Source organism: Methylobacterium sp. J-030 (assembly GCF_022829545.1).
Lineage (GTDB): Bacteria > Pseudomonadota > Alphaproteobacteria > Rhizobiales > Beijerinckiaceae > Methylobacterium.
Map to the genome: position 1 here is coordinate 126,832 of NZ_JAKSYM010000369.1, position 25,484 is coordinate 152,315.

Annotated in this window: 24 protein-coding genes and 1 pseudogene; 14 read left to right on the top strand and 11 right to left on the bottom strand. The window is 72.7% G+C overall.

What is annotated here, in order from left to right:
• Positions 1 to 224 precede the first annotated feature (224 nt).
• Genes MKK75_RS36220 through tauA form a run of 3 tightly spaced genes read right to left on the bottom strand, consistent with a single transcriptional unit; the run spans position 225 to position 2,941 of the window.
• A complete protein-coding gene (locus MKK75_RS36220) occupies positions 225 to 1,070 on the bottom strand; it encodes an ABC transporter permease subunit (protein ID WP_244046050.1) in 846 nt (281 codons plus the stop codon).
• The gene (locus MKK75_RS29565) at positions 1,067 to 1,873 is read right to left on the bottom strand and encodes a taurine ABC transporter ATP-binding protein (RefSeq protein ID WP_244046051.1); all 807 of its coding nucleotides are present in this window, start codon (positions 1,871 to 1,873) and stop codon (positions 1,067 to 1,069) included. The genes MKK75_RS36220 and MKK75_RS29565 overlap by 4 nt, the downstream gene beginning before the upstream one ends.
• A gap of 21 nt (positions 1,874 to 1,894) precedes the next feature.
• Positions 1,895 to 2,941 carry a taurine ABC transporter substrate-binding protein gene (tauA, locus tag MKK75_RS29570; RefSeq protein ID WP_244046052.1) on the bottom strand — a complete coding sequence of 349 codons (1,047 nt, stop codon included), beginning with the start codon at positions 2,939 to 2,941 and terminating at the stop codon, positions 1,895 to 1,897.
• 521 nt (positions 2,942 to 3,462) lie between these two features.
• Between tauA and chrA the strand changes: the two genes are divergently transcribed.
• From chrA to MKK75_RS29595, 5 genes are all read left to right on the top strand, one after another.
• Positions 3,463 to 4,695 (top strand): chromate efflux transporter, encoded by a 1,233-nt coding sequence (gene chrA / locus MKK75_RS29575; protein ID WP_244046053.1) that lies wholly within the window; start codon positions 3,463 to 3,465, stop codon positions 4,693 to 4,695.
• Positions 4,696 to 4,894: 199 nt separating this feature from the next.
• Positions 4,895 to 5,137: a hypothetical protein gene (locus tag MKK75_RS29580; RefSeq protein ID WP_244046054.1), complete on the top strand. Its 243-nt coding sequence runs from the start codon at positions 4,895 to 4,897 to the stop codon at positions 5,135 to 5,137.
• On the top strand, positions 5,134 to 5,274 hold the full coding sequence (locus tag MKK75_RS29585) for a hypothetical protein (RefSeq protein ID WP_244046055.1): 141 nt from the start codon (positions 5,134 to 5,136) through the stop codon (positions 5,272 to 5,274). The genes MKK75_RS29580 and MKK75_RS29585 overlap by 4 nt, the downstream gene beginning before the upstream one ends.
• 90 nt (positions 5,275 to 5,364) lie before the next feature.
• Positions 5,365 to 6,561 (top strand): FAD-dependent monooxygenase, encoded by a 1,197-nt coding sequence (locus tag MKK75_RS29590; RefSeq protein WP_244046056.1) that lies wholly within the window; start codon positions 5,365 to 5,367, stop codon positions 6,559 to 6,561.
• Positions 6,562 to 6,687: 126 nt separating this feature from the next.
• Positions 6,688 to 8,067: an MFS transporter gene (locus MKK75_RS29595; RefSeq protein WP_244046057.1), complete on the top strand. Its 1,380-nt coding sequence runs from the start codon at positions 6,688 to 6,690 to the stop codon at positions 8,065 to 8,067.
• A gap of 333 nt (positions 8,068 to 8,400) precedes the next feature.
• Here the strand turns inward: MKK75_RS29595 and MKK75_RS29600 are convergent.
• Positions 8,401 to 8,628, bottom strand: a pseudogene (locus MKK75_RS29600) (FAD-dependent oxidoreductase); the annotation flags it as partial.
• Between the two features lie 309 nt (positions 8,629 to 8,937).
• Between MKK75_RS29600 and MKK75_RS29605 the strand changes: the two are divergent.
• Complete coding sequence (locus MKK75_RS29605; RefSeq protein WP_244046058.1) at positions 8,938 to 9,672, top strand: aspartate/glutamate racemase family protein; 735 nt, start codon at positions 8,938 to 8,940, stop codon at positions 9,670 to 9,672.
• A 61-nt stretch (positions 9,673 to 9,733) separates the two neighbouring features.
• Here the strand turns inward: MKK75_RS29605 and MKK75_RS29610 are convergent, their stop codons facing one another.
• The 5 genes from MKK75_RS29610 to MKK75_RS29630 are packed head-to-tail and all read right to left on the bottom strand — an operon-like array spanning position 9,734 to position 14,859.
• A complete protein-coding gene (locus MKK75_RS29610) occupies positions 9,734 to 10,492 on the bottom strand; it encodes an aspartate/glutamate racemase family protein (protein WP_244046059.1) in 759 nt (252 codons plus the stop codon).
• Positions 10,493 to 10,496: 4 nt separating this feature from the next.
• Positions 10,497 to 12,038 (bottom strand): amidohydrolase family protein, encoded by a 1,542-nt coding sequence (locus MKK75_RS29615; protein WP_244046060.1) that lies wholly within the window; start codon positions 12,036 to 12,038, stop codon positions 10,497 to 10,499.
• Between the two features lie 25 nt (positions 12,039 to 12,063).
• On the bottom strand, positions 12,064 to 12,870 hold the full coding sequence (locus MKK75_RS29620) for an ABC transporter ATP-binding protein (protein ID WP_244046061.1): 807 nt from the start codon (positions 12,868 to 12,870) through the stop codon (positions 12,064 to 12,066).
• Positions 12,860 to 13,789 carry an ABC transporter permease gene (locus tag MKK75_RS29625; RefSeq protein ID WP_244046062.1) on the bottom strand — a complete coding sequence of 310 codons (930 nt, stop codon included), beginning with the start codon at positions 13,787 to 13,789 and terminating at the stop codon, positions 12,860 to 12,862. Before MKK75_RS29625 ends, MKK75_RS29620 begins: the two co-directional genes overlap by 11 nt.
• A gap of 5 nt (positions 13,790 to 13,794) precedes the next feature.
• Complete coding sequence (locus tag MKK75_RS29630) at positions 13,795 to 14,859, bottom strand: ABC transporter substrate-binding protein (RefSeq protein WP_244046063.1); 1,065 nt, start codon at positions 14,857 to 14,859, stop codon at positions 13,795 to 13,797.
• 498 nt (positions 14,860 to 15,357) lie between these two features.
• Here MKK75_RS29630 and MKK75_RS29635 point away from each other — a divergent pair, with 498 nt between their 5' ends.
• Genes MKK75_RS29635 through MKK75_RS29660 form a run of 6 tightly spaced genes read left to right on the top strand, consistent with a single transcriptional unit; the run spans position 15,358 to position 21,685 of the window.
• A complete protein-coding gene (locus tag MKK75_RS29635; RefSeq protein ID WP_244046064.1) occupies positions 15,358 to 16,584 on the top strand; it encodes a transporter substrate-binding protein in 1,227 nt (408 codons plus the stop codon).
• On the top strand, positions 16,577 to 18,196 hold the full coding sequence (gene urtB / locus MKK75_RS29640; RefSeq protein WP_244046065.1) for an urea ABC transporter permease subunit UrtB: 1,620 nt from the start codon (positions 16,577 to 16,579) through the stop codon (positions 18,194 to 18,196). The genes MKK75_RS29635 and urtB overlap by 8 nt, the downstream gene beginning before the upstream one ends.
• Positions 18,193 to 19,293: an urea ABC transporter permease subunit UrtC gene (gene urtC, locus MKK75_RS29645; protein WP_244046066.1), complete on the top strand. Its 1,101-nt coding sequence runs from the start codon at positions 18,193 to 18,195 to the stop codon at positions 19,291 to 19,293. The genes urtB and urtC overlap by 4 nt, the downstream gene beginning before the upstream one ends.
• Positions 19,290 to 20,000: an ATP-binding cassette domain-containing protein gene (locus MKK75_RS29650; RefSeq protein WP_244046067.1), complete on the top strand. Its 711-nt coding sequence runs from the start codon at positions 19,290 to 19,292 to the stop codon at positions 19,998 to 20,000. The genes urtC and MKK75_RS29650 overlap by 4 nt, the downstream gene beginning before the upstream one ends.
• Positions 19,997 to 20,704, top strand: a complete 708-nt coding sequence (gene urtE, locus MKK75_RS29655) for an urea ABC transporter ATP-binding subunit UrtE (protein WP_244046068.1) — start codon at positions 19,997 to 19,999, stop codon at positions 20,702 to 20,704. Before MKK75_RS29650 ends, urtE begins: the two co-directional genes overlap by 4 nt.
• Before the next feature lie 18 nt (positions 20,705 to 20,722).
• A complete protein-coding gene (locus MKK75_RS29660) occupies positions 20,723 to 21,685 on the top strand; it encodes an acetamidase/formamidase family protein (protein WP_244046069.1) in 963 nt (320 codons plus the stop codon).
• 49 nt (positions 21,686 to 21,734) lie between these two features.
• Here the strand turns inward: MKK75_RS29660 and MKK75_RS29665 are convergent, their stop codons facing one another.
• Together MKK75_RS29665 and MKK75_RS29675 are read right to left on the bottom strand one after the other, a co-directional pair.
• Positions 21,735 to 22,097 (bottom strand): transposase, encoded by a 363-nt coding sequence (locus tag MKK75_RS29665; RefSeq protein WP_244046070.1) that lies wholly within the window; start codon positions 22,095 to 22,097, stop codon positions 21,735 to 21,737.
• Positions 22,098 to 22,614: 517 nt separating this feature from the next.
• Complete coding sequence (locus tag MKK75_RS29675; RefSeq protein WP_244046071.1) at positions 22,615 to 23,286, bottom strand: FadR/GntR family transcriptional regulator; 672 nt, start codon at positions 23,284 to 23,286, stop codon at positions 22,615 to 22,617.
• Between the two features lie 205 nt (positions 23,287 to 23,491).
• Between MKK75_RS29675 and MKK75_RS29680 the strand changes: the two genes are divergently transcribed.
• Together MKK75_RS29680 and MKK75_RS29685 are read left to right on the top strand one after the other, a co-directional pair.
• Positions 23,492 to 24,184, top strand: a complete 693-nt coding sequence (locus MKK75_RS29680; protein ID WP_244046072.1) for a fumarylacetoacetate hydrolase family protein — start codon at positions 23,492 to 23,494, stop codon at positions 24,182 to 24,184.
• 68 nt (positions 24,185 to 24,252) lie between these two features.
• Entirely contained in the window at positions 24,253 to 25,398 is a 1,146-nt protein-coding gene (locus tag MKK75_RS29685) for an alpha/beta fold hydrolase (protein WP_244046073.1), read from the top strand.
• Positions 25,399 to 25,484 lie beyond the last annotated feature (86 nt).

Here is a 25,484-nt window from a genome sequence, read left to right on the forward strand (position 1 = left end):
GACACGGGCAAACGCTCGTACCAGTTCCGGGCCCGGCGGAACAATCTCGATATTGGACTGTGCCACGCTCTGTCGATCATTGGCGCTAACTCGAAGGCATCGCTGCTGTAACAAAGTGTTTCCAGCAACTCGGGCCTAGTTCAACACTATCGTCCTGACTGCCGGATGAATGCGACATTTCGCACACAGACCCGGATTTCCGGACGGCGGCGCGGCCGTCGGGCTCAGCCCTTGCCCTTCCAGGGCACCAGCGCGCGCTCGAGCCGGCGCAGGCCGAACTCGAACAGGGCGGCGAACAGGCCGATCAGCAGGATCCCCATCACCACCACGTCGGTGCGCAGGAAGTTGGAGGCGTTGAGGACGAGCTGGCCGAGCCCGGCCTGGGCCGCCACCATCTCGGCGGCGACCAGGGTGGTCCAGCCCACGCCCATGCCGATCCGCAGGCCGATCAGGATATCGGGCAGCGCCGCCGGGAACACGACGTAGCGCAGCACCTGCCAGCGGCTGGCGCCCAGGGCGCGGGCCGCGTTGATCTGGTCGGCGGAGGCCGCGCGCACGCCCGCGCGCGTCGCCAGCGCCACCGGGGCGAAGCAGGCGAGGACGATCAGCAGCACCTTCGACGCTTCGCCGATGCCGAACCAGATGATCATCAGCGGCAGGTAGGCGAGCGGCGGCAGCGGCCGGTAGAACTCGATCAGCGGGTCGAGGATGCCGCGGGCGATCCGGCTCGTCCCCATGGCCAGCCCGGCCGGGATGCCGAGCAGCGTCGCGAGGGCGAAGGCGCCGAGCACCCGCAGCAGGCTGTCGCGGACGTGGAGGGCGAGGGGCGCGCCGTCGATGGCGCCGTCCCAGGCCTGCCCGAGGGCCGCCAGGACCGCCTCCGGCGCGGGGAGGAACAGCGGCCTGATCCAGCCGCCATCGGTCGCCGCTGCCCAGAGGCCGAGGCAGGCCAGCACGGTGGCGGTGCTGACGACCGGCACCAGCGCCCCGTCGCGGCGGGCACGGCGCGGGGGGCGGGCGGGCGGCGGCGCCTCGGAGGCCGCCGCGGCGTCGAGGGGCCGGCCGCTCACCGGGGGCCTCCGAGGGCCGGATCCGTCCGGAGATGGTCGGTCCGGTCGCGGATGCGCCCGAGCACGCGCTCGCGCACGGCGATGAAGGCGGGATCCGACTTGACCGCCCGCGCCGCCCGCCCGGCCACGACCGCGCGCGAGAACGGCAGGTCGATCGACTCGACGATCCGGCCCGGGCGCGGGCTCATGATCAGGAGCGTGGTGGCGAGGAAGACCGCCTCCTCGACGTCGTGCGTGATGAAGAACGCCATCTTGCCGGTCCGGTGCCAGACCTGGAGGATCAGCTCCTGGATCTGCTCGCGGGTGAGGGCGTCGAGCGCCCCGAGCGGCTCGTCCATCAGCAGGGCGCGCGGGTCGCCGGCCAGCGCCCGGGCGAGGCCGACCCGCTGCTGCATGCCGCCGGACAGCTCGTAGATCTTCCGGTCGGCGAAGGCGGAAAGACCCACGAGGTCCAGCATCTCCAGGGCGATCCGGCGCCGCTCGGCGCGCGGGACGCCGCGCATCTTGGGGCCGAAGGCGACGTTCTCGGCCACGTCCAGCCAGGGCATCAGGGCGTGGCGCTGGAACACCACGCCCCGGTCGGCCCCCGGCCCCCGGATCGGCGCCCCATCGAGCAGGATGCGGCCCTCGGTCGGTTCGAGGAAGCCCGCGATCGCCGAGAGCAGGGTGGTCTTGCCGCAGCCCGAGGCGCCGAGCGCCACCACGAACTCCCCCGGGCGGATCGTGAGATTCACCTGCGCGAGGGCGGCGATGCCGGACTCGCCCGCTCCGTACCGGACGCTGAGGTTGCGGATCTCGATCATGCCTCTCTCCGGACCCCGCGCCTATTTCCGCGCCGCCGCCACGTAATCCCCGGTGACGAACCGGCCGTAATCCGGCGCCAGGGCCTGGACGCGCCCTTGCGCCTTCAGGAACGCCGCGGTCTCGGTCAGGGCCTTGGCGGCCCCGCCGCCGAGCCAGGCCGGGGAGGCCTGCGCGTCGAGGGTCGGGAAGCGGTAGGCCGCCAGGCTCGCCGGCACCTCCGCGGGGTCCGCGCCGGTGATCCTGGCCACCGCATTCACCTCGGGCGCGCCGGCGGACCAGGGCTCGGCCGCGTAGGCGGCGTCCCCGGCGGCGATCAGCTTCACCAGGGTGACCAGGAAATCCCGGTTCCGCGCCGCCCAGGCCCGGTCGACCACGAGGCCGTCGAAGGTCGCCTTGCCCTTGCGGGCGAGGTCGCCCGCCGAGAGCAGCACCGTCCCGGATTTCTTCACCCGGGCCAGCACCGGATCCCAGATGAAGGTCGCGTCGATGTCGCCGCGCTCCCAGGCGGCGGCGATCTCGGGCGGGCGCATGTTGAGGATGGTCACGTCCTTCTGGCTCAGCCCGGCTTCTTCGAGGGCCGCGATCAACTGGTAGTGGGAGGTCGAGACGTACGGCACCGCGACCGTCCGGCCGCGCAGGTCGGCGACGCTCCTGACGCCGCTGCCGTTGCGCGCGACGAGCTGCTCGGCATCGGCGATCTCGTCGAGGATCCAGAACAGTTCGATGTCGAGCCCCTGCGAGGCCGCCGCGGCGATCGGGCTCGATCCCGCCTCGCCGATCTGGACGTTGCCCGACGCCATGGCGCGGATCACGTCGCCGCCGCCGCCGAACTTGCGCCACGTCACCGTGTAGCCGGTGGCCTTCTCGATGGCCCCCGAGGCCATCAGGGCCCGGAACGGCACCACCATGTCCTGATGGGCGACGGTGACCGATCTTTCGGCGGCCCGGGCCGGGGCGGGCGCGAGAAGCCCGGGCGCCAGCGACGCCAGAAGAGCCGCCAGACGAGCGGCCAGGCGGGCCAGCCGCTCACCGGGGCGGCCCTTCGATCGCGATCCCGCACTGTCCATGCCCATGATCCCCTGCCGGCATCCGGACTCGGTGCCTCGGCGACAGGGTCGGACAAGGCAAGCTTCGTGCACAAGGGCCGGAGCGGACCGACGGTCAGATCGCAGCGAATCTCCTCTCCCGCACGGGCTCCCGGGTTCAAAATTCCCGGTCCGGGACCGAACCCTCCGGGAACGCGGCGCTCTGCCTCTCCCCTCAGGCGCGCCTGAGGGGCGGACGACAAGGGGGTTGCGGCACAGAGCTGATGACGGCGCGCGACGCCTCCCTCGCCCCGCGCGCCTGCCGGATTCACACATCGGGTTTGGGATCATCGTCAGGTCGACAGGTCTGGCGGCCCAGATCCCCCACGCGCCCTCCCTCCCCCCTCTGCGGGGGAGGGGGAGAAGCGGCGCCGTTCATCGCCTCTCCGCGGGAGATGTGTGAATCCGGCAGCCCCGCGCGCGGGGAGAGGGACCGTGGGGTTGCCTTCGGGGCCGGCCTCGCGCCCTTGTCGGATGCGCGCCACGACGGATCGAGACCACAGATGACCGATGCCCCCGCGACCGCCGAGGCGCGGCCTGCCGATGCGGCCCCGACCGGCTCCGCGGGGGAGGTGTTCCGCGCCTTCCTCAAGCTCGGCCTGACCGCGTTCGGCGGCCCGGTGGCGCATCTCGGCTATTTCCGCGACGAGCTGGTCGTCCGGCGCCGGTGGCTGGACGAGCGCGGCTATGCCGACCTCGTGGCGCTCTGCCAGTTCCTGCCCGGGCCGGCCTCCAGCCAGGTCGGGTTCTCGCTCGGCGTCCTGCGCGGCGGCGGCCTCCTCGGCGGGCTCGCCGCCTGGACGGCCTTCACGCTGCCCTCGGCCCTGCTGCTCCTGGCCTTCGCGTACGGCGCCGGCACCCTGACCGGCCCGGTGGCCGCGGGGGCGATCCACGGGCTCAAGCTGGTCGCCGTCGCGGTGGTGGCGCAGGCGGTCTGGGGCATGGCCCGCACGCTGGCGCCGGACCGGCCGCGCGCCGGCATCGCGGTGGCGGCGCTGTTCGTCACCGCGTTCGCCGCTGGGTCGGTCGGGCAGCTCGGAGCCATCGCCCTGGGCGCCGTCGCCGGCCTCCGGCTGTGCCGCGCGCCGGCGCAGCGGCCGGAGGTACCGCGCGCCGTCCCGGTCTCCCGGCGGGCCGGCGCGGCGGCCCTGGTCGCCGCCGCCCTGCTCCTCGTCGCCCCGCACCTGCTGGCCGGCCCGCACGCCCAGGCCCTAGCGCTGTTCGAGGCGTTCTACCGCGCCGGAGCCCTGGTGTTCGGCGGCGGCCACGTGGTGCTGCCGCTGCTGCAGGCCGAGGTGGTCGCCCCGGGCTGGGTCGGCCCCGGCGCCTTCCTGGCGGGCTACGGGGCCGCCCAGGCCGTGCCCGGCCCGCTGTTCACGGTCGCGGCCTATCTCGGGGCCGTCGCCGGGCCGCCCCCCCACGGGATCGCCGGCGCGGCCATCGCGCTGGTCGCGATCTTCCTGCCGGGGCTGCTGCTGGTCTACGGCATGCTGCCCTACTGGGACGCCGTCCGGACCCGTCCGCTGGCCCAGGCCGCCCTGCGGGGCACCAATGCGGCGGTGGTCGGCCTCCTCGGCGCCGCGCTCTACGACCCCGTCTGGACCGGGGCGGTCGGCAACCCGCGCGACCTCGCGGTGGCGGTGCTGGCCTTCGTGCTGCTCACCGTCGGCCGGGTGCCGCCGTGGTGCGTCGTCGCCCTGACCGCCCTCGGCGGCGTCGCCCTGGCGCTGGTCTGACCGGCTGGCCCGGCCCGTCGGCGCGGGACCGCGCCCCGCTCATCCGGATCGCCCGCGGCCGTCCTGCGTGGGGCTGTCCTGCGTGGGGCGCCGGGCTGCCAGGACACGCGCGACCGTCACCACCTGAGGTCATCCGCCCGTCATGCCATCCACCTAGGGCAGGCCCCTCGCCGGCGCGACCGGCCCGCCACAGGTTCCGATGTTCACGCATAGCTGCCTCGATCCGCACGACCCCTTCGCCGAGCGCGAGGTGCAGGTCGAATTCGCCATCGACGCGTCCGGCATCCGCCTCATCGCGGCCAGGAATGCCGAGGGCCACGACATCCTGCCCGACCTGATCGACGTCCAGCGCGACGACCTGCGGTGCGAACTCGCGGCGCGGGCCGGGGGCGCGGGCCTCATCAGGCCCCACCGGCCGGCCGGGGCGGGCGCCGGCCGATGATGGACGACGCGGTCCGGGACGATGACGGCGCGCCCTCGGACAGGCCGTCGCGGATGCGGCTCATCATCGGCGCCGGACTGATGGGGATGTGCCTGCTGGGGGTGCTCGGCGGGATGCTCCATATCCTGCCGGCCTGAGGCCCCCCCAGGCGGGGCGCCGCGCTGCGTCCGCGACGGAGGAAACCCCTTCCGCTGGCCGGTGTTGCGTCAGCCGAAGGGGAGTCCCGCATGGCCCGCCGCATCCTGATCACCGGCGCGAGCATCGCCGGCAACACCGCCGCGTGGTGGCTCGGCCGCCACGGCTTCGACGTCACCGTGGTCGAGCGGGCCCCCGCGTTCCGGGACGGCGGGCAGAACGTCGATGTCCGCGGCGTCGGGCGCGAGGCGCTGCGCCGCATGGGCCTGGAGCGGGCCGCCCTCGACGCCGGGACCGGGGAGGAGGGCACCGCCTGGGTCGATGACCGCGGCCGCGCCGTCGCGCGGTTCGGCCTCGACGGGTCCACGGGCGACGGGCCGACCGCCGAGATGGAGATCCTGCGCGGCGACCTCGCGGGCCTCCTCTACGCGCCGGCCCGGGAGCGGGCGCAGTATCGCTTCGGCGATCACGTGACGCGCATCGACGCGGCGGGGGAGGGCGTGCGCGTCGGCTTCGCCGGCGGCGGCACGGAGCGCTACGACGCGGTGATCGTCGCCGAGGGCGTGGGCTCGGCCACCCGCGAGCGGGTCTTCCCGGGGGAGAACGCGCCGCGCTGGATGGGCCTGACCATCGCCTACTTCACGATCCCCCGGACGCCCGACGACGACCGGGACTGGCGCTGGTTCAACGCGACGGGCGGGCGCGGCCTCTCGCTGCGGCCGGACCGGCACGGCACCACGCGCGCGATGCTGATGCTCCGTCAGCCGCCGGGCGGGGAGCAGGATTGGGACGCCGCCCGTCAGAAGGCGTATCTGCGCGCGCGGTTCGCGGATGCCGGATGGCAGGCCGGGCGCGTCCTCGCCGGCCTGGAGGCGACCGACGACTTCTACTTCGACGTCCTGCGGCAGGTGCGGATGAAGCGGTGGTCGACCGGGCGCGTCGTGCTGACCGGCGATGCCGCGTGGTGCGCGACGCCGCTCGCCGGCATCGGCACGACGCTGGCGATCACCGGCGCCACGGTGCTGGCCGGCGCGCTGGCGCGCACGGACGACGTGGCGGCCGCCTTCGCGGATTACGAGGGGGCCATGCGCCCGTTCGTCGAGGCGGGGCAGGGCGTCCCGACGATCGCGCCGAAGCTGATGAATCCGCGCACCCGGCTCGGCATCCGCCTCCTGCACGGCGCGCTGCGAATCGCGAGCCGGCCGGCGGTGCGCCGCCTCAGCGCGAAGCTGTTCACCGGGCGCGCCGCGGAGCCCGATCTCGCCCGCTACGTCGGATCATCGGGCTGAGGCCGTGCCGATCGCAGGCGGAGATCCCCCGGCGCCGCCGCCGTGCTGCAGCCGCGTCATTGCCAAGGCGCGGCCGAGGGCGCAGGGCAGGATCCTGACCCGCTCCCAGCGCCCGATCGCCTCTGCATGACCGTCCTGATCGCGGACCCGACCACGACGGCGCGCGACGGGGAACCGGAGGGCCGGCGCGGCCGGGCGATGGCCGCGGTGCTGACCGGAGTGGCCCTCGCCACGCTCGACACCGCCATCGCCAACACCGCCCTGCCCACCATCGCGGCGGATCTCGGGGTCGATCCCGGCGCCTCGGTCTGGATCGTGACCGCCTATCAGCTCGCGGTGGTGTCGACCCTGCTGCCGATGGCGGCGCTCGGCGAGATCGTCGGCCAGCGGCGGGTCTACGTCGCCGGCCTCCTGCTGTTCACCGGCGCCTCGCTGGTCTGCGCCCTGGCCTGGTCCCTGCCGACGCTGGTGGCCGCGCGCGTGCTCCAGGGGATCGGGGCGAGCGCGCTGATGGCGGTCAACATCGCGCTGATCCGCTTCATCTATCCCGCGCATCAGCTCGGCCGCGGCGTCGGGCTCAACGCCTTCGTGGTCGGCGTCGGCTTCGCGGTGGGGCCGACCGTGGCCTCGCTGATCCTGCTGGCCGCACCCTGGCCCTGGCTGTTCGCCGTCAACGTCCCGATCGGCCTCGGCGCCCTGGCGCTGGCCTGGACCGCGCTGCCGGAGACCGGACGGTCCGGGCACGCGTTCGACCGGCCGGGCGCCCTGCTCAACGCCGCCGCCTTCGCGCTCCTCGTGCTCGGGTTGGGCGAGGCCGCCCACGCGGGGCCGCTCGGGCGCATCCTGCCGGAACTCGGCGGGTCGCTCGCCTGCTTCGCCCTGCTCCTGCGCCGCCAGGCCGGCCACCCGGCGCCGATGCTGGCCGCCGATCTCCTGAAGCGGCCGCTCTTCGCGCTGTCGGCGCTGACCGCGGTCTGCGCCTTCGCGGCGCAGGGGCTGGCCTTCGTCTCGCTGCCCTTCCTGTTCCAGCACACGCTCGGCCGCTCGCAGGTCGAGACCGGCTTCCTGATGACGCCCTGGCCGGTGGTGGTCGCGCTGATGGCGCCGGTGGCCGGGCGCCTCTCGGACCGCTACGCCCCCGGCCTGCTCGGCGGGATCGGGCTCGCCGGTCTCGCCCTCGGCATGGGGCTGCTCGCAGGGCTGCCCGCGGATCCGGACGTGGCGGACATCGTCTGGCGGATGGCGGTCTGCGGGGCCGGGTTCGGCTTCTTCCAGGCCCCGAACATGCGCGCCATCATGACGAGCGCGCCGCCGGCCCGCTCGGGCGGGGCGAGCGGGATCGTCGCCACGGCGCGGCTTCTCGGCCAGACGCTCGGCGCCGCCCTGGTCGCGGCCTGCTTCGCCCTCGCGCAGACGCACGGGCCGGCGGTGGCGATGGGGCTCGGGGCGGTCTTCGCGGGTTTTGCGAGCGCGGCGAGCTTCTCGCGCCTCGCCGTGGCGCCCTGAGGGCGCGGGCGGGACGCGCGACGGCGCGGGGATCGAAGGGTTTCCAAGGAGCCCGCGCCCCAGCCCCTTCAAGGCGTTTGGCCGAGCGCGCGGCACAGGGTGATCCCGATACGCGCTTCGCGGCGTCGTGGGCTGGGTCCCGGGCGCATTCCGCGGGCGCGGCATGCGACGGAAAGGGTCGGTGCGAACCTGCGCGACGCCATGGTGTCGGAACGCTCAACGCCTCGAACCGGCTGACCATGCTCGGCAGCAGGGTGTGGCGGGCCCGCGGCAGGGCGGCCGACGGACCGGAAGGGTGGCGGCCTGCGGCGGTCAGCCCCTGGTCGGATCGGTTCACACGGCGAACGTGACGGCGAACCGCTCGGCACCCAGGCGCTTCCGGATGACCTGCACGCCGTGTTCGGCATCGCGGCCGACCGCACAGAAGCGGCCCGATCCCCAGGTGTTCAGCCACGGCAGGCCGACGACGTCGATGCCGTCCTCGTTCGTGACGCCGCGCGTGTGCTTGGGGCTGCCCGCGCCGTCGAACACGGAGGCATCCAGCCACCGGAAGTCCGGCGTGACGCGGCAGAACGCGTCCCTGCGCGGCGTGCCCACCTGCGCGCGGCGGCGTGCTTCTCGAACACCCCATGCGCGATCCCGCGCGGTCGCCCCGCGTGCCCGGGCAGCACGGCCGCTCGCGGATGCGCTCCGGGCTGCGACGGTCATGGCCACGACGGTCCTGGCCGCGACGGTCCTGGCCGCGCCGATCTCGACCTCGCCGATCTCGACCGCGCTGACGACGCGCTGGATCGTGGACGGCACGGCGGAACGATCCTTGCCACGGGTGGGAGCCGGGCTCGCGCCGAGCCCCAGCGAAGACGGATCGGGATGACGAAGACACCGCAGGCGGTCCGGCTCGGGATGCTGACGCCGTCCTCGAACAGCGTCCTCGAACCGATGACGGCGCGCCTGCTGGCCGGGCAGCCCGGGATCACCGCTCACTTCGCGCGCCTGCGGGTGACCCAGATCGGCTTGTCGACCGCCGCCCTCGGCCAGTTCGATGCGGCGCCGATGCTGGCCGCCGCCGAGCTGCTGGCCGACGCCCGCGTCGCCGCGATCCTGTGGAACGGCACCGCGGGCGCATGGCTCGGCTTCGCGAACGATGTGGCCCTGTCCGCGGCGATCACGCGGCAGACCGGGATCCCAGCCTCGACCTCGGCGCTGGCCTTCCGCGATCTGTTCCGGCGGCGGGGGATCGGGCGCGTCGGGCTGGTGACGCCCTATACGGGGGATGTCCAGGCGCGGATCCAGGCGAACTGGCAGGCCGACGGGTTCGACTGCTCGGCCGAGCGCCATCTCGGCCTGTCGGAGAATTTCGCCTTCGCGGAGGCCGGGGAAGCCGAGATCGCCGCGATGGTGCGCGCCGTCGCGGGCGAGGGCGCCGAAGCGGCAGCCATCGTCTGCACCAACCTCGCGGGTGCCGCCCTCGCGGCCGCCCTCGAGGCGGAACTCGGGATCCCGGTCTACGATTCCGTCGCGGTCAGCCTGTGGAAGGCGATGGATCTCGCCGGGCTGGACTGCGCGGCGATCACCGGCTGGGGCACCGTGTTCGCGCCGGCCTGAGCGTGCGGCCCATACCGACCCTCGTCGATCCGCGATGCGTCGGGCGCCTCGCGGTCCGGCATCAGGGCTCGTCCCCGTCACGCCACTCGATCCAGCGCCGCAGAGCCGGCGCGAGGCCGGTGGCGGGCTTGGCCGGGGGCCGGGCGAAGCGTCCCGCCCGTGGCGACCGTGCGCCGAGCCGGACCAGGGCCTGCGCCTGGCCGAGGGCAGCCGCCAGCGGATCGACCAGCGGCACCGGAACCGCATCGGCGATCCGGGCGGCGAGGCCGGTGAGCGGGGCCCCGGCCAGGATCACCGCGTCGGCCCCATCCTCGGTGACGGCCCGGTTGGCCAGGGCGACGATCTCGGCCTCCAGCTCGTGCTGCACCTCCGAGACCGAGCGGAAGGCGGCCTCGACCGCCCGGACGCAGGCGCAGCGGGCCGACAGGCCGGACAGCGCGACCGCATCCTCGTACCAGGGCAGCAGCGTGCCCGAGAAGGTCACGATACCGAAGTGCTGGCCGAGCAGGCAGGCGGTCAGCATCGCCGCCTCAGCCATGCCGACGACCGGCAGGTTGAAAAGCTCCCGTGCCGCGATCAGGCCGGGATCGCCGAAGGCCGCGATCACGGCGGCGTCGAAGCCGGCCTGATGCTCCGCCAGGGTCTCCAGCACCGCGGAACCCGCGAGCTGCGCCTCCGCGCGGCTCGCGATGTAGGGCAGGCCCCGCGCCGCCGTCAGCGCGGTGAGCGCCACGTCCGGGGCAAGCGTGGCGGCGGCCGCCCGCTCCATCCGGGCCGTCATGGCGGCCGAGGTGTTCGGATTGATGAGGAGGAGCCGCACGCCGTCAGACGCGCGAGCTCGGGCGGTAGAACGGCTCGTGCCGCGACGGGTCGATGTAGTCGGCGTAGAAGCGTTTCGCGTGCGGCAGCAGGGCCTTGGAGAGCTGGCGCCGCTCGACCTCGTCGTCGGAGAGCGCCCGCGACAGGTCGTCGTGGAGCGCCTTCAGGGCGGCGTCGCGGTCGACCCGGGTGAAGCGCCCGTCGGCGTACAGCACCTCGCCCTCGCACAGGACCGTGGTGACGCCGCCGGTCTTGGCCCGCTGGATCACCGCGTCGAGGAGCGGCGTCTCTGGGTCGAGATAGGGGTAGGCGATCTGGTCCCAGTCGATCAGGACCATGTCGGCGCCCTTGCCCACTTCGATCGTGCCGAGGCTGTCGCCGTAGGGGGTGGTGCGGGCGCCCCCGACGGTGGCCATCCGCAGCACCTGGGCCATGCTCGGCACGTCGGCCTCGTCCATGCCGGGCACCCGGTGGGCGCGCAGCACGAGGCGCATCTCCTGGAGCATGTCGCGGTCGTCGTTGATGCCGGCCTCGTCGAGGCCGATCGCCGTGTTGATGCCCTTGGCCTCGAAGCGGTTGAGCGCCGCCACGCCGGAGCGCAGCCGGAAGTTCGAGGAGCAGTTGTGGCAGATGCAGGTGCCGGTCGCGGCCACCCGGTCGATGTCGGATTCGTTGAGCCAGACCCCGTGGCCGAGCGTCAGGCGGGGCCCGAGCATGCCGAACCGGTCGAGATATTCGACGGCGGTGCCGCCGCCGCGCTTCTCCGCATAGGCCTTCTGGTAGGCGGTCTCGACGAGGTGCATGTGCATCGGCACGGCGTAGGATTCGGACAGACCTGCCAAGCCTTCGAGGGCCGCGTCTGAGCACCAGTGGAGGTTGGCGGGGGCGAGCTGGATCTTGGCCCGCGAGGCGCCCTCCTGGCCGGCATGCAGGCTGCGAAACAGCGAAAAATTATCCTCCAGGGACATCCGGAAGCGCTCGAACCAGCGCTTCATCGGGTCCTGCAGCGGCGCCGGCAGGCTCGCCACGAAGTCCCTGTCGGCCTGGTAGACGAGGCGGTTCTGGTCGCGGACCGCGAAGCAGTACGAGACCCGCATGCCGATGTCGCGATAGGCGCGCAGCACCTCGTTGGAGCGCGCCTCGACCTCCTCCAGGCTGCCGGGCATCCAGCCGTGGATGTGCTGGACCGTGGTGATCCCCGAGCCCACCATCTCGAAGGCCGAGTACAGGGTGTCGAGGTAGAGGTTCAGGTTGCGCGCCACCATGCGGGTGACGAACCACAGCTCCAGCGGCATGTCGGGGGAGCCGAGCTGCACCGGCGTCAGGCCGACATGGTGGTGACCGTTGACGAAGCCCGGCAGCAGGATCTCGCGGCCGGAGCCGATCACGGGGGCGTCGGGATAGCGCCCGTGCAGGTCCGCGTAGCTGCCGACCGCCGCGATGATCCCGTCCTTCTGCAGCACCGCCCCGTCGGCGATCTCCTCCCAGCGATCGTGGTCGAGGGTGCGGGTGATCATCCGCCGGCTGCGGATCAGCGATGTGGCCATGGTCGTGTCCGTGTTGGGGAAGGTGTCAGACGAGCGCTTCCTGCTCGGCGAAGGCCCGGTCGACCTCGTCGCGCAGGAGCTCGGTGAGATGCCGGCGCATCGCCTCGGCCTCGGGGGAGAACGGGTCGCGCGGGCGGGACAGATCGTTGCGGACGATCGTCTTGATCCGCCCGGGGCGGGCGGTGAACACCACCACCCGGTCGGCGAGCGCCACCGCCTCGTCGATGTGGTGGGTCACGAACAGCACCGAGGCGCCGCTGTCGCGCCAGACGTCGAGCAGGAAATCCTGCATCTTCTGGCGGGTCTGGACGTCGAGGGCCGCGAAGGGCTCGTCCATCAGGAGCACCTTCGGGCGCATGGCGAGCGCCCGGGCCACCGCCACCCGCTGGCGCATGCCGCCGGACAATTCGTCCGGCCGCTTGTCGAAGGCCTCGGCGAGGCCGACCCGCTGGAGCGCAGCCCGCGCGATGCTCCGGCGCTCGGCCTCCGGCACGCCCTTCAGCGACAGGCCGAAGCTGACGTTCTGCCAGACGCTGAGCCAGGGCAGCAGCGAGGTCTCCTGGAAGATCAGGCTGCGCTCCGGCGACGGCCCGGTGACGGCCGCGCCGAAGGCCAGGAGCTCGCCCCCGGAGACGGCCTCGAGCCCGGCGATCAGGTAGAGCAGCGTGCTCTTCCCGCAGCCCGAGGGGCCGAGGAACACCACGAACTCGCCGGGGCGCACGGTCAGGTCGATGTCGCGCAGGGCCTCGTGGGCGCGGGCGGTGCCGGCCGCCCAGACCTTGGCGACGCCGCGGCAGGAGACGGCGTCGTCGGAAGCGGGATCAAAGACCAAGGGACGACCCCGCGCCGCGCGGCAGCCAGTAGAGCATCCGCCGCTGGATCACCCGGAACAGCAGGTCGAAGGCGAAGCCCAGCAGGCCGATCAGCGTGATGGTGAAGAACACGAGCGACGGGTTGAAGGTGTTGCGCGCCAGCATGATCACCTGGCCGAGCCCGTAGCCGACGCCGGTTGCCTCCGCGACGAGCACCACCATCCAGGCGCCGAACAGGTTGAGGCGCAGAACCGCGAGCAGCCCCGGCAGGATCGCGGGCACGATCACCCGCGCGTAGATCTGGCGCTTCGACGCCCCCATGGTCCGGGCGACGTTGATGTAGTTCCGGTTGACCCCGTCGATCTGGTGGATGGTCGAGAGCACCATCGTGAAGAACAGGGCGATGAACACCATGAAGATCGCCGGGGCGTTGCCGATCCCGAACATGAAGATCGCCACCGGCAGCCACGCGATCGGCGAGACCGGGGCGAGCAGCGTGATGGTCGGCAGCGTCAGCCGCTCGAACAGCACGACGTAGCGGATCGCCACGCCGACCAGGATCGACAGGGTCGCGGCCAGGAACAGGCCCGCCAGCACCCGGCCGGTGGAGGCGAGCACCGTGATCAGCACCGCCATGGCGGGGCTCGGCCCGGCATTCATCCCGGTGCCGATCTGCCAGCGCTGGGCGGTGTTGAAGTAACGCGCCTGCTCGGCGAGGTTGCCGAGGAAGATGTGGGGCGGCGGCAGCAGCTTGGCGTCGGCGATGCCGAGCGCCCAGAGTAGCTCCCACAGGCCGGCGAAGCAGCCGACCGAGACCAGCATCCAGCCGATCCGCTGCAGGAGCGGGACGAACCCCTCGGGCAGCGCGATCCGCCGGCCGAGGGGGAGGCGCGCCGGTCCGTGCGGGACGGCGGGCGCGCGGGCGAGATCGACGGCCATGCCGCTCAGGCCGACTTGAACTTGAGCTTGCCGTAGAGATCCGGGTTCTCGGCGATGACCTGTTCGAGCAGGGTCCAGTCGATCGCGTCGCGGCCGGGCTTCTTCTTGATGTAGCCCATCTCGGCGACGGAATCGGTCCGGTCGAGGATGAACTGCGTCTGGTTGCGGGCGTCCACCACCGAGGGCTGCCGGCCCATGGCGAGCTGGGCGTTGTGCATCGAGGTCTTGTAGTAGGAGCCCACGAGCGTGTTCAGGGCGGCCTGGGGATCGCTCTCCGCCATCGCCTGGGCCTTCATCATGCCCTTGATCAGGGCCTTCACGGCGCCCGGGTTCTGGGCGATCAGCTCGTTGCGCACGGCCAGCACGCAGTCGGTGTAGCCCTTGCCGTAGATGTCGGTGCCGTCGGAGAGCTTCACCGCGCCCTTCACGTCCGTGAGCAGCGCCGTGCCGTAGGGCTCGATCGTCGAGATGATGTCGAGCGCCCCGGCGCGGAACGCCTCCACGGCCTCCGGGGTCGAGCCCATGTAGCGGACCGTGATGTCCTTGAAGGCGACGCCGTTCTTCTTCAGCCAGTCGTAGGGCAGCACCTCGAGCGTATCGAGCTGGAAGGTGCCGAGGGTCTTGCCCTTGAGCTTCTCCGGGCTGTCGAGGCCGGGCTGGGCCACGAGCACGCAGCCCTCGATGCCGCCGCCGGCCACGATCTTCACCGGGGCGCCAGCGTCGTAGAGCGCCATGAAGCTCGTGTAGGGCATCACGCCGGCATCGACCTGGCCCATGCCGAGGAAGGTGACCTGATCCGAGAAGGTCGGCGTGTTGACGAAGTCGATGGTCAGCCCGTCATCCTTGGCGAGTTGCATCGCCTCGGTCAGGAAGAAGTTCAGGTTGCAGAAGCCGGTGCCGTGGGTCGCCCGGATGCCGGTGGCCGCCGCGGCCCGGCCCATCATGCCGGGCCCCACCGCGAAGGTCAGCGCGGCGGCGGTGCCGCCGAGGAAGCGTCTGCGGCTGGGCTTGAACCGCGAGAAGTCGGGCGTGAAATCGGGAACGCGGTAATCGCCGTGACGGTCGCACATATCGGCTCTCCTCAGGAGGCGGATGTCGGGTCTTGCGGGCGGTGCGCGCCGGCTTCCGGCCGAGCGCGCGAAGATGTCTGGCTTGGGGCCGTGTCAGGGGGCCGTGTCAGGTCGGTCGATGAGATCCGGCCACCCGGCACCTCACGGTCTCGACGGCACGCCAACCTGAAGCGGCCGCCGGGGGCGACGCTGCGCTGCGGGCATCCAGACAAGAAACATGCCACCCGGGGCGCGACGTCCGGTTGAGCCGCGTCCGGCGACGGGGCCCCGCCGGCGCAGCACCGCCGTCCGCGCGTGAAGACAGTCGCGTTCAGGATCCGGCGGACGGACGCAGATTCGAATCGTCAATTTTGACGTTCTCGACTCGGAGCCGCCCCGCGCGCGCGCAGATGCCGCCAATATGCGCAAGGTCTTCGCCGACCTGCAGTCTCTTTGACCTTCCCGTCGCCCGGATGGCAGCCGACAATCGACCCGTCGTTCAAGGGAGCTTCGGGGTCGATGACGCATCTCACGCGGCGCAGCTTCGTCGGGACGGCGGCGCTGCTTGCGGCACCAGCCCTCATCCGCCCGGCCCTCGCGGCCGACACCGTCAAGCTCGGCTGCCTGTTCTCGTCATCCGGCACGATGGCCAATCTCGAGGGCCGGTTGAACTACGTGGTCCGGATGGCGGCCGACGAGATCAACGGCCGTGGCGGCGTCAACGGTCGCTCGATCGAGGTGATGACCTCCGACCCCGCCTCGGATTGGCCGCTCTACGCGCAGGTCGGACGGCAGATGCTCCAGCAGGAGAAGGTCGCGGCCCTGTTCGGCTGCTGGACCTCCGTCTCGCGCAAGTCGGTGCTGCCGGTCGTCGAGCAGAATGACGGGTTGCTGTTCTACCCGCTTCACTTCGAGGGCGACGAGAACTCCAAGAACGTCGTCTACGTGAACTCGCCGCCCGCGAGTTCCGTGCTGCCGGCGGTCGACTACCTGATGGGCCCGGACGGGGTCGGGGCGAAGCGCTTCTTCATGATCGGCTCGGACTACGTCTGGCCGCGCACGATCAACAAGCAGCTCAAGGGGTATTGGAAGAGCAAGGGCATCCCCGAGACCGCGTGGCACGAGGAATACGTGCCCTTCGGCTTCTCGAACTTCCAGACGCTGGTGAACCAGGTGCGCAGCTTCGCCAGCCAGCCCGGCGGCCAGGCGATCGTGGTGCTGACCGTGGTCGGATCCTCGATCCCCGACTTCCTGCGCGAGTTCGCCAACCAAGGCATCAGTGCCACCGACGTGCCGATCCTCGGCCTCGACATGGTGGAGGCCGATCTCGAAGGGCTCGATACCGCCAAGCTCGTCGGCCACCTGAATTGCTGGGCCTATCTGCAGGCTGCCAAGGGCGAGCGCAACCAGAAGTTCCTCGGCGACTGGGCCGCCTACGTGAAGGCCAAGAACGTCCCGTTCAGCGCCGACACGGTGATCGACCCGATGGTCTCGGCCTATGACAGCGTCCATCTCTGGGCCCTCGCCGCCGCCAAGGCCGGGTCCTTCGCGGTGCCGGAGGTGCGCAAGGCCTTCGCGGGTCTGAGTTTCGAAGGCCCGTCAGGCTACACGCTGACCATGACGGGGGAGAACAACTACGTCTCGCGGGGCGTGTTCATCGGCTCGGTCAACGAGAAGCGCGGCTTCGACGTGCTCTGGCAATCCCCGAACGCCCCGAAACCGGTCCCGTTCAGCCCCTATGGGTGAGCCGCTCCGCGCGCTCCTGGCCCTCTGCTGTCTGGCGCTGCTGGCGGTTCCGGCCTGCGCCGCGCCCCTCGACCGGGCGGCCTTCGCGACGGAGCTGTGCGGGGACGGCGCCGCGCAGGTGCGCGCGGCCGAGGGCCTCGTCCAGGCCGGCGGCGACCTGCCCGCGGACGATCTCACCTTCGCAGGCCGGCTCCTCGCCGCGCTGGCCGAGCGCCGCCTGTCCTGCCCGGCGGACGGCGCCCTGCTGCTCGACCGCCCCGGCGCACCCGAGGGGCACGACGCGCTGACCGGGGCGCTCCGGCCGGCCGCCGAGGCGCGCGCGCCGGTCCTGGGCCTGCGCCAGCGCGCCGCCGTCGAGACCGCGCGCGGCACCGTCGCCCTGCTGACCGGCCCGGATCCGGCCGCCCGCGCCGCCGGGCTGGCGGTCGTGGAGCGCCGCATCGCCACCGTCCCGGCGGCGCTGCTCGACCGGGCGCGGGACGCGGAGACGGATGCGGCCCTGCGGGGGACGATCGCCGGCCTCGCCCAGGCGGCCGCCCTGTCGTCGCCCGATCCGGCCCGGCGCCGGGCGGCCATCGCCGCCGTGGCGGCCGCTCCCTCGGGGACCGCGCAGGCGCGGCTCACGGCGCTGAAGAGCGATCCCGCCTACGCGGCCGATCCGGCCTTCCGGGCGGCCCTCGATGCGGGGCTCAGCCAGGTCAGGCGCGCGGTCGCGGTCGGCGACGGGCTCGCGGTGCTCTACAACGGGCTGAGCGTCGCCAGCATCCTGTTCATGGCGGCGGCCGGGCTCGCGATCATCTTCGGCCTGATGGGCGTCATCAACCTCGCCCAGGGCGAGTTCATCATGCTCGGCGCCTACGCCACCTACGGCGTGCAGGAGGCCTTCCGCCGCCTCGCCCCCGGCCTGCTCGACCTCTACCTCGTGGCGGCGATCCCGGTGGCCTTCGCGACGGTCGCCCTGGTGGGGATCGTGGTCGAGGCGCTGATCCTGCGCCACCTGTACCGGCGGCCCCTCATGAGCCTGCTCGCCACCTGGGCGGTGAGCCTGTTCCTCGTGAACCTCGTGCGCGTGACGGTCGGCACCCAGAACCTGCAATTCGTCATGCCGGCCTACGTCAGCGGCGGCGTGCCGCTCTACGCCGACTTCGTCGTCACCTGGAACCGCCTCTTCGCCATCGCCTTCGCGGCGGCGACCCTCGTCCTGACGCTCCTGATCCTGCGCCGCACGCCGCTCGGCCTCGACATCCGCGCCGTGACCCAGAACCGCGACATGGCCGCCTGCCTCGGCCTGCCGACCCGCCGGGTCGACCGCCTCGCCTTCGGGCTCGGCTCGGGCCTCGCAGGGCTCGCCGGGGTAGCGCTCTGCCCGATCTACAGCGTCAATCCCAGCATGGGATCGGGCTTCATCGTCGACAGCTTCATGGTGGTGGTGCTGGGCGGCGTCGGCAGCCTCCTCGGGACCCTGGTGGCGGCCCTCGGGGTCGGGGGCGCCAACGTGCTGATCGAGCCGATCTCCGGCGCGGTCGCCGCCAAGGTGATCGTGCTCGTCGGCATCATCCTGTTCCTTCAGCGCCGGCCCGAGGGGCTGTTCGCCGCGCGGCGGCGGCGATGAGCGGCGCCGTGCAGACCGACCGCGCTCCGACGTCCGGACCGGCCGGGCGCGGCGTGCGCGATCCCCTGGTCACCGGCCTCGTCGGGCTCTGCCTCGCCGCAGCGGCCGGGCTCGTCGTGGCGCCGCCCGCCCCGTATCTCGTCAACGCGCTGGGCCAGCTCGCCGCCTTCGCGATCCTCGCCGTGTCCCTCGATCTGGTCTGGGGCTATCTCGGGATCCTCAGCCTGGGGCACGGCCTGTTCTTCGCCATCGGCGGTTATGTCTGCGCCATGCACCTGCTGGCCCACGGCGTCGCCGTCACCGGCGTGCTGCCGGACTTCGTGCAGTTCATGGGCTGGACGAGCCTGCCGGCCTACTGGACCGGCCTCGACCACGCGCCGTACGCCCTGGTCCTGGCGCTGGCGCTCGCCGGCCTCGTCGCCTTCGTGTTCGGGCTCGCCTCGTTCCGCTCGCGGGTCAACGGCGTGTACTTCTCGATCATCAGCCAGGCCCTCGTCTACGTCGCGATGCTGCTGATGTACCGCAACGACACCGGGCTCGGCGGCAACAACGGCATGACCGGGTTCCCGCTGCTGTTCGGCTGGCCCATGGGCTCCCCCGGCGTGGTCACGGGCCTCGCGGTCGCCGCTCTCCTGACGCTCGCCGCAATCCTCGCCGGCACCCGGCGCCTCGTCGGCAGCGCCGTCGGGCGGCGGATGCTCGCCTGCCGCGACGACGAGACCCGCCTGCGCACGCTGGGCTACAGCACCACCCGTCTGAAGCTCGGGATCTGGTGCCTCTCGGCCATGATCGCCGCGCTCGCCGGCATCCTGTACGTTCCGCAGGTCGGCATCATCAACCCGCGGGTGCTGGCGCCGGACCTCTCCATCGAGATCGCCGTCTGGGTGGCGATCGGCGGGCTCGGGCGGCTCGGCGGGGCGGTGATCGGCGCGGTCCTCGTCAACGGCCTGAAGTTCTGGCTCAGCGCCGCGATGCCGGAGGCGTGGCCGTTCATCCTATCGGGGCTGGTGCTCCTCGTGGTGCTGGTCCTGCCGAACGGGCTCCTCGACCTCGTGGCCCTGCGCCCGCGCCCGACCTGGCTGCGGGGGGCCCGGTGAGCGCCCTCGTGGTCGACGCCCTGACGGTCGCCTTCGGCCGCTTCACGGCGCTGGACTCCGTCTCTCTGGCGGTCGACCCCGGCGAGGTGCGGGCCGTGATCGGCCCGAACGGCGCCGGCAAGACCACGCTCCTCGACGTGATCTCCGGCCTCACCAAGCCGGTCTCCGGCCGGGTGATGCTCGGCGACCGGATCGACCTGACCCAGTGCTCCGAGGCCGCGATCGCCAGGGCCGGCGTGCGGCGCAAGTTCCAGAAGCCCAGCGTCTTCCCGGCGCTCACCGTGCGGGAGAACCTGGAGATCGGCTGCGGCCCGGCCGTTCCCGGGCGGGCGCGTCCCGCCCGCATCGCCGCCATCCTCGGCGAGATCGGCCTCGGCCCGCGCGCCAGGGTGCCGGCCGGCAGCCTCGCCCACGGCGAGAAGCAGTGGCTGGAGATCGGCATGGTGCTCGCGGCGGAGCCCGCGCTCCTCCTCCTCGACGAGCCCGTGGCCGGGCTCTCCGACGCCGAGACCGCCCACACCGCCGCGCTGATCCGGGCCCTGCGCCGGCCCGACCGGGCGATCCTGGTGATCGAGCACGATATGGGCTTCGTCGAAGCCGTCGCCGACCGGGTGACGGTTCTGCACGAGGGCCGCACCCTCTACGAGGGCAGCATGGCGGGCGCGCGGGGCGATGCCCAGGTGATCGAGGTCTTTCTCGGCCGATGACGCGCGCGCCCGCATGCCTCGCCGTCGCGGGGCTCGATCAGCATTACGGCAGCGCACAGGTGCTGCGTGATGTCTCCGTCGCGGTCGAACCGGGGGCCTGCCTCGCCGTGCTCGGCCGCAACGGCGCCGGCAAGACCACGCTGCTGCGCTGCCTCACCGGCCTGATCCCGGAAAGCCGCGGCAGGATCGCGCTCGACGCGACAGACCTGACGCGCCTGTCGCCCGACCGGCGCGCCCGCTCGGGGCTCGCTTACGTGCCGCAGGGGCGCGAGATCTTTTCGGATCTCACCGTCGCCGAGAACCTGCGGGTGGCGGCCCGGGCCCACGGGCTGGAGCGGACCGGGGCGGTGGACGAGGCCGTCGCCCTGTTCCCGGCGCTCCGCGGGCTGTGGCACCGCCCGGGGGGCAACCTCTCGGGCGGCCAGCAGCAGCAGCTCGCCATCGCGCGGGCCTTGGCCACCCGGCCCCGCATCCTGCTCCTCGACGAGCCGACCGAGGGCATTCAGCCCTCGATCGTCGCCGCCATCGAGGCGGTGATCGCCGGTCTGAAAGGCCGGATCACCGTGCTGCTCGTGGAGCAGTACCTCGACTTCGCCCTCCGGGTCGCCGATGCCGTCGTGGTGTTGTCGCGCGGTCGCGTCGTCGAGCGTGGCGATCCCAGGGTGCTGAGCCACGAGGCCCTGACGCGTCACATCGCCGTCTGACGTCCGAAAGGAGACGCCATGTCCACCCACCACGAGATCCCCGCCACACCCGAGACCATGGTGCTCGGCTATTTTGACGCCGCCCTGCCGCCGGTCGCGACGGTGCAGTCGGGCGACACCGTCACCCTGCACTCCCACCCGGCGGGCGGGCGCGAGTCGCTCCACCCCGACCCGGCCCGGGTCCCGGCCGACCTGCTCCACGCCCTCGACACGCTGGAGCGCGGCCCCGGCCCGCATTTCGTCACCGGCCCGGTCCATGTGGACGGCGCCGAGCCCGGCGACATGCTGCAGGTCGACATCCTCGACCTGAGGTTCCGCCTCGATTGGGGCTTCGTGGCGATCCTGCCGCTGCTCGGCACCCTGCCGGACGAGTTCACCGACTACGAGACGATCCACGCCGACATCGACACCGCCCGCGGCGTCTGCCGGCTGCCCTGGGGCACGGAGCTGCCGCTCGACCCGTTCTTCGGCATCCTGGGCACCGCCCCACCCGCCGCCTGGGGTCGGGTCGGCACGCCGGTGCCCCGGGCCTTCGGCGGCAACATGGACAACAAGGAGATGCGCGTCGGCACGACCCTCTACCTGCCGGTGTTCAACCCCGGCGGCGGGTTCTACGCGGGCGACGGCCACGGCGTGCAGGGCGACGGAGAGGTCTGCATCACCGCCCTCGAGACCGGGCTGTCCGGCACGTTCCGCCTCACCGTGCGCAAAGACCTCTCGGGCATGTGGCCCTTCGCCGAGACGCCCACCGACCTGATGTCGATCGGCCTGCACGAGAGCCTCGACGAGGCCATGCGCCAAGCCGTGCGCGAGATGGTGCGCCTCGTCTGCGCGCGCACACGTCTCACCCGCAACCAAGCCTACATGCTGTGCTCGCTCGCCGGGAATCTGCGGATCACCCAGACGGTGGACGGCAACAAGGGCGTGCACATGCTCATGCCCAAATCGGCCCTTCAGGCGTCCGCGTCGGGGACGATCTGAGGCGGGACGCGTCCGGCCGCGGCGCGCCGAGCCTGGTGGCCCCGGCGCCTCAGTTCGCGCTTCGCCCGAAGGCGAACCGACCGACACAGGCCGCGGCGCCGCGATGGCGCGGCGCCTGGGGCAGGCCCGCGCGCTCCGTCGGGCTCGGCCGCTCCGGTTGCGGCCGTAACGGCTGCACCAGCAGGGCGGCGCGGAGCCGCTGCACTTCCGCCCGGAGGCTGGCGTTCTCACGCTCGACCCGATCGAGCCGGGTCACGCCGGCGGGCTGCAGCCCGCCGAGCCGTCGCCGCCAGCGATAGAAGGTGCCGAGCGCGACATGGGCGCTCGCGCAGATCTCGGCGATCGGTATGCCCCGGGCGGCCTCATTCAGCAGGAAGGCGATCTCTTCATCCGTGTGCAGGGATCGACGCATACGGGATCTCCCGGTTCGGCAGGCTTGCCTGCACGCTTCGGTTGCGGGGCGAGCAAGAAGCGGACCGGCCACGACGCGGCAATCTCGACGACCGAACCGCGCCGGTTTCCCCGGAGGCCGTCTGATTTGGCTCCGGCGACCGAGGCTTGCAGCTCGGTCGCAGCATGATAGCGCCCGTCGGCCTCGGCGGGCGGGCGCGTCCCGATCGGGTCGCGCAGGCGGCGGCTGTTGAGCCCGTCGAGCCATTCGAGGGTCGGCGCACCCGACGGCCCCGGATGAGCGCCCCGGGCCACGCCGATGGATCCCCTCGGCCTCGAACCGACCGTCGATCGCTCGGCCGAGGGGGTGTCGTCGCTTTCGCCGACGCCTGCCTCGGGATGAGGCGCGGGTGGGATCACCGGCACGCTGCCATCGCGCGGCGCCAAGCCTCCGTTGCGACGCGCTCGCGTGCGCCGAACCGGTGACCGCTTCGGCGCAGGGCGCTCCAGGCTCGGCCTCAGCGCCCGGGACCGCCGGGTCAGGCCAGCGCCATCGCGGCGTGGACCGCCGCGACGTGGCCGGCCATCTCGTGCCGGGCCGCGGCCGGATCCCGCGCGGTGATCGCGGCGACGATCCGGTCGTGCTCGGCAAAGGACGGGTGATCGGCCGGCGGCCCCTCCTCGGCGGAGCGCGGACGGTCCCAGGTCATGACGCGCCGGATGGCGGCGAGGTGATCGTACAGGAACAGGAGGAGCGGGTTCCCGCCGGCGAGGGCGACCGCCCGGTGGAGGCGCGCGTCCTGGAGTTCGTAGCCCCGCCAGGTCTGCCCCGGACGGCGGCTCGCGCGCAGCGCCTCGGAGAGCGCGGCGATATGGGCCGGGCCGGCATGCAGGGCGGCGAGGGCCGCCAGTTCGGGCTCGACCACCAGCCGGGCCCGGACGAGGTCGGAGGCCGTCGCACCCGTCGCCAGGGCCGCCACGTCATCGATCGCCGCCAGGGGCCGCGATCCCAGGAAGGTGCCCTTGCCGACATGGCGCCAGAGCTGGCCGTCGGCCTCCATCATTGCCAGCGCCTTCCGCAATTCGCCCCGCGATGTCCCGAGCGCCCCGGCCAGAACCCGCTCCGGCGGCAGCCGGCCGTCAGCCGGCAGCCGCGTCCTCGCGAGATAAGCCTGGAGAAGCGTCAGAACCGGGGCCGCGTCGGAATCCATGCGGATCAGTCTAGGCAGGTCTCGCAAAGGTGGCCGCCGGTTTTGCGACGAAAACCTGCGGCCGCACAAGGACCTAAGCGGATGACGCGTTGGCCCGCCGACACATGTCCGCCCGGCGGCCGGGGCCGCCCGCGGAGGCGGGGCGGCCTTGACGCCCCAGACGGCGCATTCTAACCAATATGCATGATTGGTTAGAAAGCCCGCGATGCGCTACGTGATCGACCCGCCCGCCGTCGTGGCCATCCCCGTCAGCGGCGAGGCCGCCGCCTTCCCGGTGCGGCGGGTCTGGTGCGTCGGCCGCAACTACGCCGCCCATGCCCGGGAGATGGGCCACGACCCCGACCGGGAACCGCCGTTCTTCTTCGCCAAGCCGGCCAACGCGGTCGTCGCCGGCGGCGGCGACCTGCCGTTCCCGGAGCAGACCGACGACCTCCACCACGAGATCGAGCTGGTGGCGGCGCTCGGCCGGGGCGGCGCGAATGTCAGCGCCGCGGAGGCCCTGGACCTCGTCTACGGCTACGCCGTCGGCCTCGACATGACGCTGCGCGACGTCCAGGCCGAGGCCAAGAGGCTCGGGCGTCCCTGGGACCTGTCGAAGGGTTTCGACCGGTCCTGCCCGATCAGCCCGATCGTCCCCGCCGCCCGCATCGGCCACCCGGCCACGGGCCGGATCGCAGTCGCCGTCAACGGCGATGTCCGGCAGAGCGGCGATCTCAACCAGATGATCTGGTCGGTCGCGGAGGCGCTGGCCTGCCTGTCGCGGGCCGTCGCGCTTCTGCCCGGCGACCTGCTGATGACCGGCACCCCCGCCGGGGTGAGCGCGGTGAAGCCCGGGGACGTCCTGCACGGCACGTGCGAAGGCGTCGGCGAGGTCCGGGTCTCGTACCGGGCGCGGTGATCCGCCCGGGGCGTTCGACACGACGGTCCAGGCGGTTCGTATCGCCGCAAGCGACGAGAGGTGAAGCCATGACGACGACAGCCTCGCACGGCCGGTCCGGCCTCCCGCGCGCGATCCTCGCCGCCGGGGCGATCGCGTTCGCGACCTGCGCGGCGAGCGAGCCGGCATCCTATCCGAACCGGCAGGAGGCCGACCTCGCCATCGCGGGCTTCAAGCTGGAGAGCGGCGCCGTCCTGCCGGAGGCGCGGCTGCACTACACGACGCTGGGCAGCCCCCACCGCGACGCGAACGGGGACATCGACAACGCCGTGCTGGTGCTCCACGGCACCACCGGCACCGGCAAGCAGTTCCTCGCCCCGACGATGGGCCCGGAGCTGTTCGCGCCCGGGGCGCCGCTCGATGCGGCGAAATATTTCGTCGTCCTGACCGACGGGCTCGGCCGCGGCGGCTCGTCGAAGCCCTCCGATGGGCTGCGCGGGCGCTTCCCCCGCTACGGGTACGGCGACGTGGTCGAGGGGCAGTACCGCGTCGTCACCGAGGGGCTCGGGATCAAACACCTGCGGGCGGTGATCGGCACCTCGATGGGCGGGATGCAGACCTGGATGTGGGGCGAGCGCCACCCTGACATGATGGACGGCCTCGTGGCGGTGGCCAGCCAGCCGATCCCGGTCAGCGGACGCAACGCGCTCTGGCGGCGCCTGCTGATCGAGGCCATCCGCTCGGACCCGGGCTTCAAGGACGGCGCGTACGACAGGGAGCCGACGCAGTTCACCCAGGTGCTGCCGATCTTCAACATCATGACCGAGGGCGTGCTCAGCCAGCAGCGGGAGGCGCCGACCAACGCCGAGGCGGCCACGCTCTACGACCGGCTCGCCGCCGGCTACGTGGGCACGGTCGACGCCAACGACTGGCTGTACGCGTTCGATTCGTCGTTCGACTACGACCCGTCGCCCCGGCTCGGAGAGATCAAGGCGAAGCTCCTGGCGATCAACTTCGCCGACGACGCGCTCAATCCGGTCGAGCTCGGGGTGATGGAGCCGGCGATCCGGCGGATCCCGGGGGCGCAGTTCGTGCTGATCCCGGCCTCCCCGGAGACGCACGGCCACCAGTCCCTGCGCTACGCCAAGCTGTGGCGGCCTTACCTCGCGGGGTTCATGGCGGCGCTCGGACCGTCGGGTCCGGCGGCGGAGCACGCGACCCCGGCCGGCCGGTGACACGACGCGCCCGACGGCCCTGAAGGCTGTCCGCCCCCCCGAGGCCGCGTTCGTGCGCGCCGGGCGTTGAGGACACGCCCGGTCGG

What these genes read in the sequence shown, in the direction of transcription:
- MKK75_RS29565 (WP_244046051.1), bottom strand. Translation starts at nt 1,873, where the DNA reads ATGATCGAGATCCGCAACCTCAGCGTCCGGTACGGAGCGGGCGAGTCC.
- tauA (WP_244046052.1), bottom strand. Translation starts at nt 2,941, where the DNA reads ATGGACAGTGCGGGATCGCGATCGAAGGGCCGCCCCGGTGAGCGGCTG.
- chrA (WP_244046053.1), top strand. Translation starts at nt 3,463, where the DNA reads ATGACCGATGCCCCCGCGACCGCCGAGGCGCGGCCTGCCGATGCGGCC.
- MKK75_RS29580 (WP_244046054.1), top strand. Translation starts at nt 4,895, where the DNA reads ATGTTCACGCATAGCTGCCTCGATCCGCACGACCCCTTCGCCGAGCGC.
- MKK75_RS29585 (WP_244046055.1), top strand. Translation starts at nt 5,134, where the DNA reads ATGATGGACGACGCGGTCCGGGACGATGACGGCGCGCCCTCGGACAGG.
- MKK75_RS29590 (WP_244046056.1), top strand. Translation starts at nt 5,365, where the DNA reads ATGGCCCGCCGCATCCTGATCACCGGCGCGAGCATCGCCGGCAACACC.
- MKK75_RS29595 (WP_244046057.1), top strand. Translation starts at nt 6,688, where the DNA reads ATGACCGTCCTGATCGCGGACCCGACCACGACGGCGCGCGACGGGGAA.
- MKK75_RS29605 (WP_244046058.1), top strand. Translation starts at nt 8,938, where the DNA reads ATGACGAAGACACCGCAGGCGGTCCGGCTCGGGATGCTGACGCCGTCC.
- MKK75_RS29615 (WP_244046060.1), bottom strand. Translation starts at nt 12,038, where the DNA reads ATGGCCACATCGCTGATCCGCAGCCGGCGGATGATCACCCGCACCCTC.
- MKK75_RS29625 (WP_244046062.1), bottom strand. Translation starts at nt 13,789, where the DNA reads ATGGCCGTCGATCTCGCCCGCGCGCCCGCCGTCCCGCACGGACCGGCG.
- MKK75_RS29630 (WP_244046063.1), bottom strand. Translation starts at nt 14,859, where the DNA reads ATGTGCGACCGTCACGGCGATTACCGCGTTCCCGATTTCACGCCCGAC.
- MKK75_RS29635 (WP_244046064.1), top strand. Translation starts at nt 15,358, where the DNA reads ATGACGCATCTCACGCGGCGCAGCTTCGTCGGGACGGCGGCGCTGCTT.
- urtB (WP_244046065.1), top strand. Translation starts at nt 16,577, where the DNA reads ATGGGTGAGCCGCTCCGCGCGCTCCTGGCCCTCTGCTGTCTGGCGCTG.
- urtC (WP_244046066.1), top strand. Translation starts at nt 18,193, where the DNA reads ATGAGCGGCGCCGTGCAGACCGACCGCGCTCCGACGTCCGGACCGGCC.
- urtE (WP_244046068.1), top strand. Translation starts at nt 19,997, where the DNA reads ATGACGCGCGCGCCCGCATGCCTCGCCGTCGCGGGGCTCGATCAGCAT.
- MKK75_RS29660 (WP_244046069.1), top strand. Translation starts at nt 20,723, where the DNA reads ATGTCCACCCACCACGAGATCCCCGCCACACCCGAGACCATGGTGCTC.
- MKK75_RS29665 (WP_244046070.1), bottom strand. Translation starts at nt 22,097, where the DNA reads ATGCGTCGATCCCTGCACACGGATGAAGAGATCGCCTTCCTGCTGAAT.
- MKK75_RS29675 (WP_244046071.1), bottom strand. Translation starts at nt 23,286, where the DNA reads ATGGATTCCGACGCGGCCCCGGTTCTGACGCTTCTCCAGGCTTATCTC.
- MKK75_RS29680 (WP_244046072.1), top strand. Translation starts at nt 23,492, where the DNA reads ATGCGCTACGTGATCGACCCGCCCGCCGTCGTGGCCATCCCCGTCAGC.
- MKK75_RS29685 (WP_244046073.1), top strand. Translation starts at nt 24,253, where the DNA reads ATGACGACGACAGCCTCGCACGGCCGGTCCGGCCTCCCGCGCGCGATC.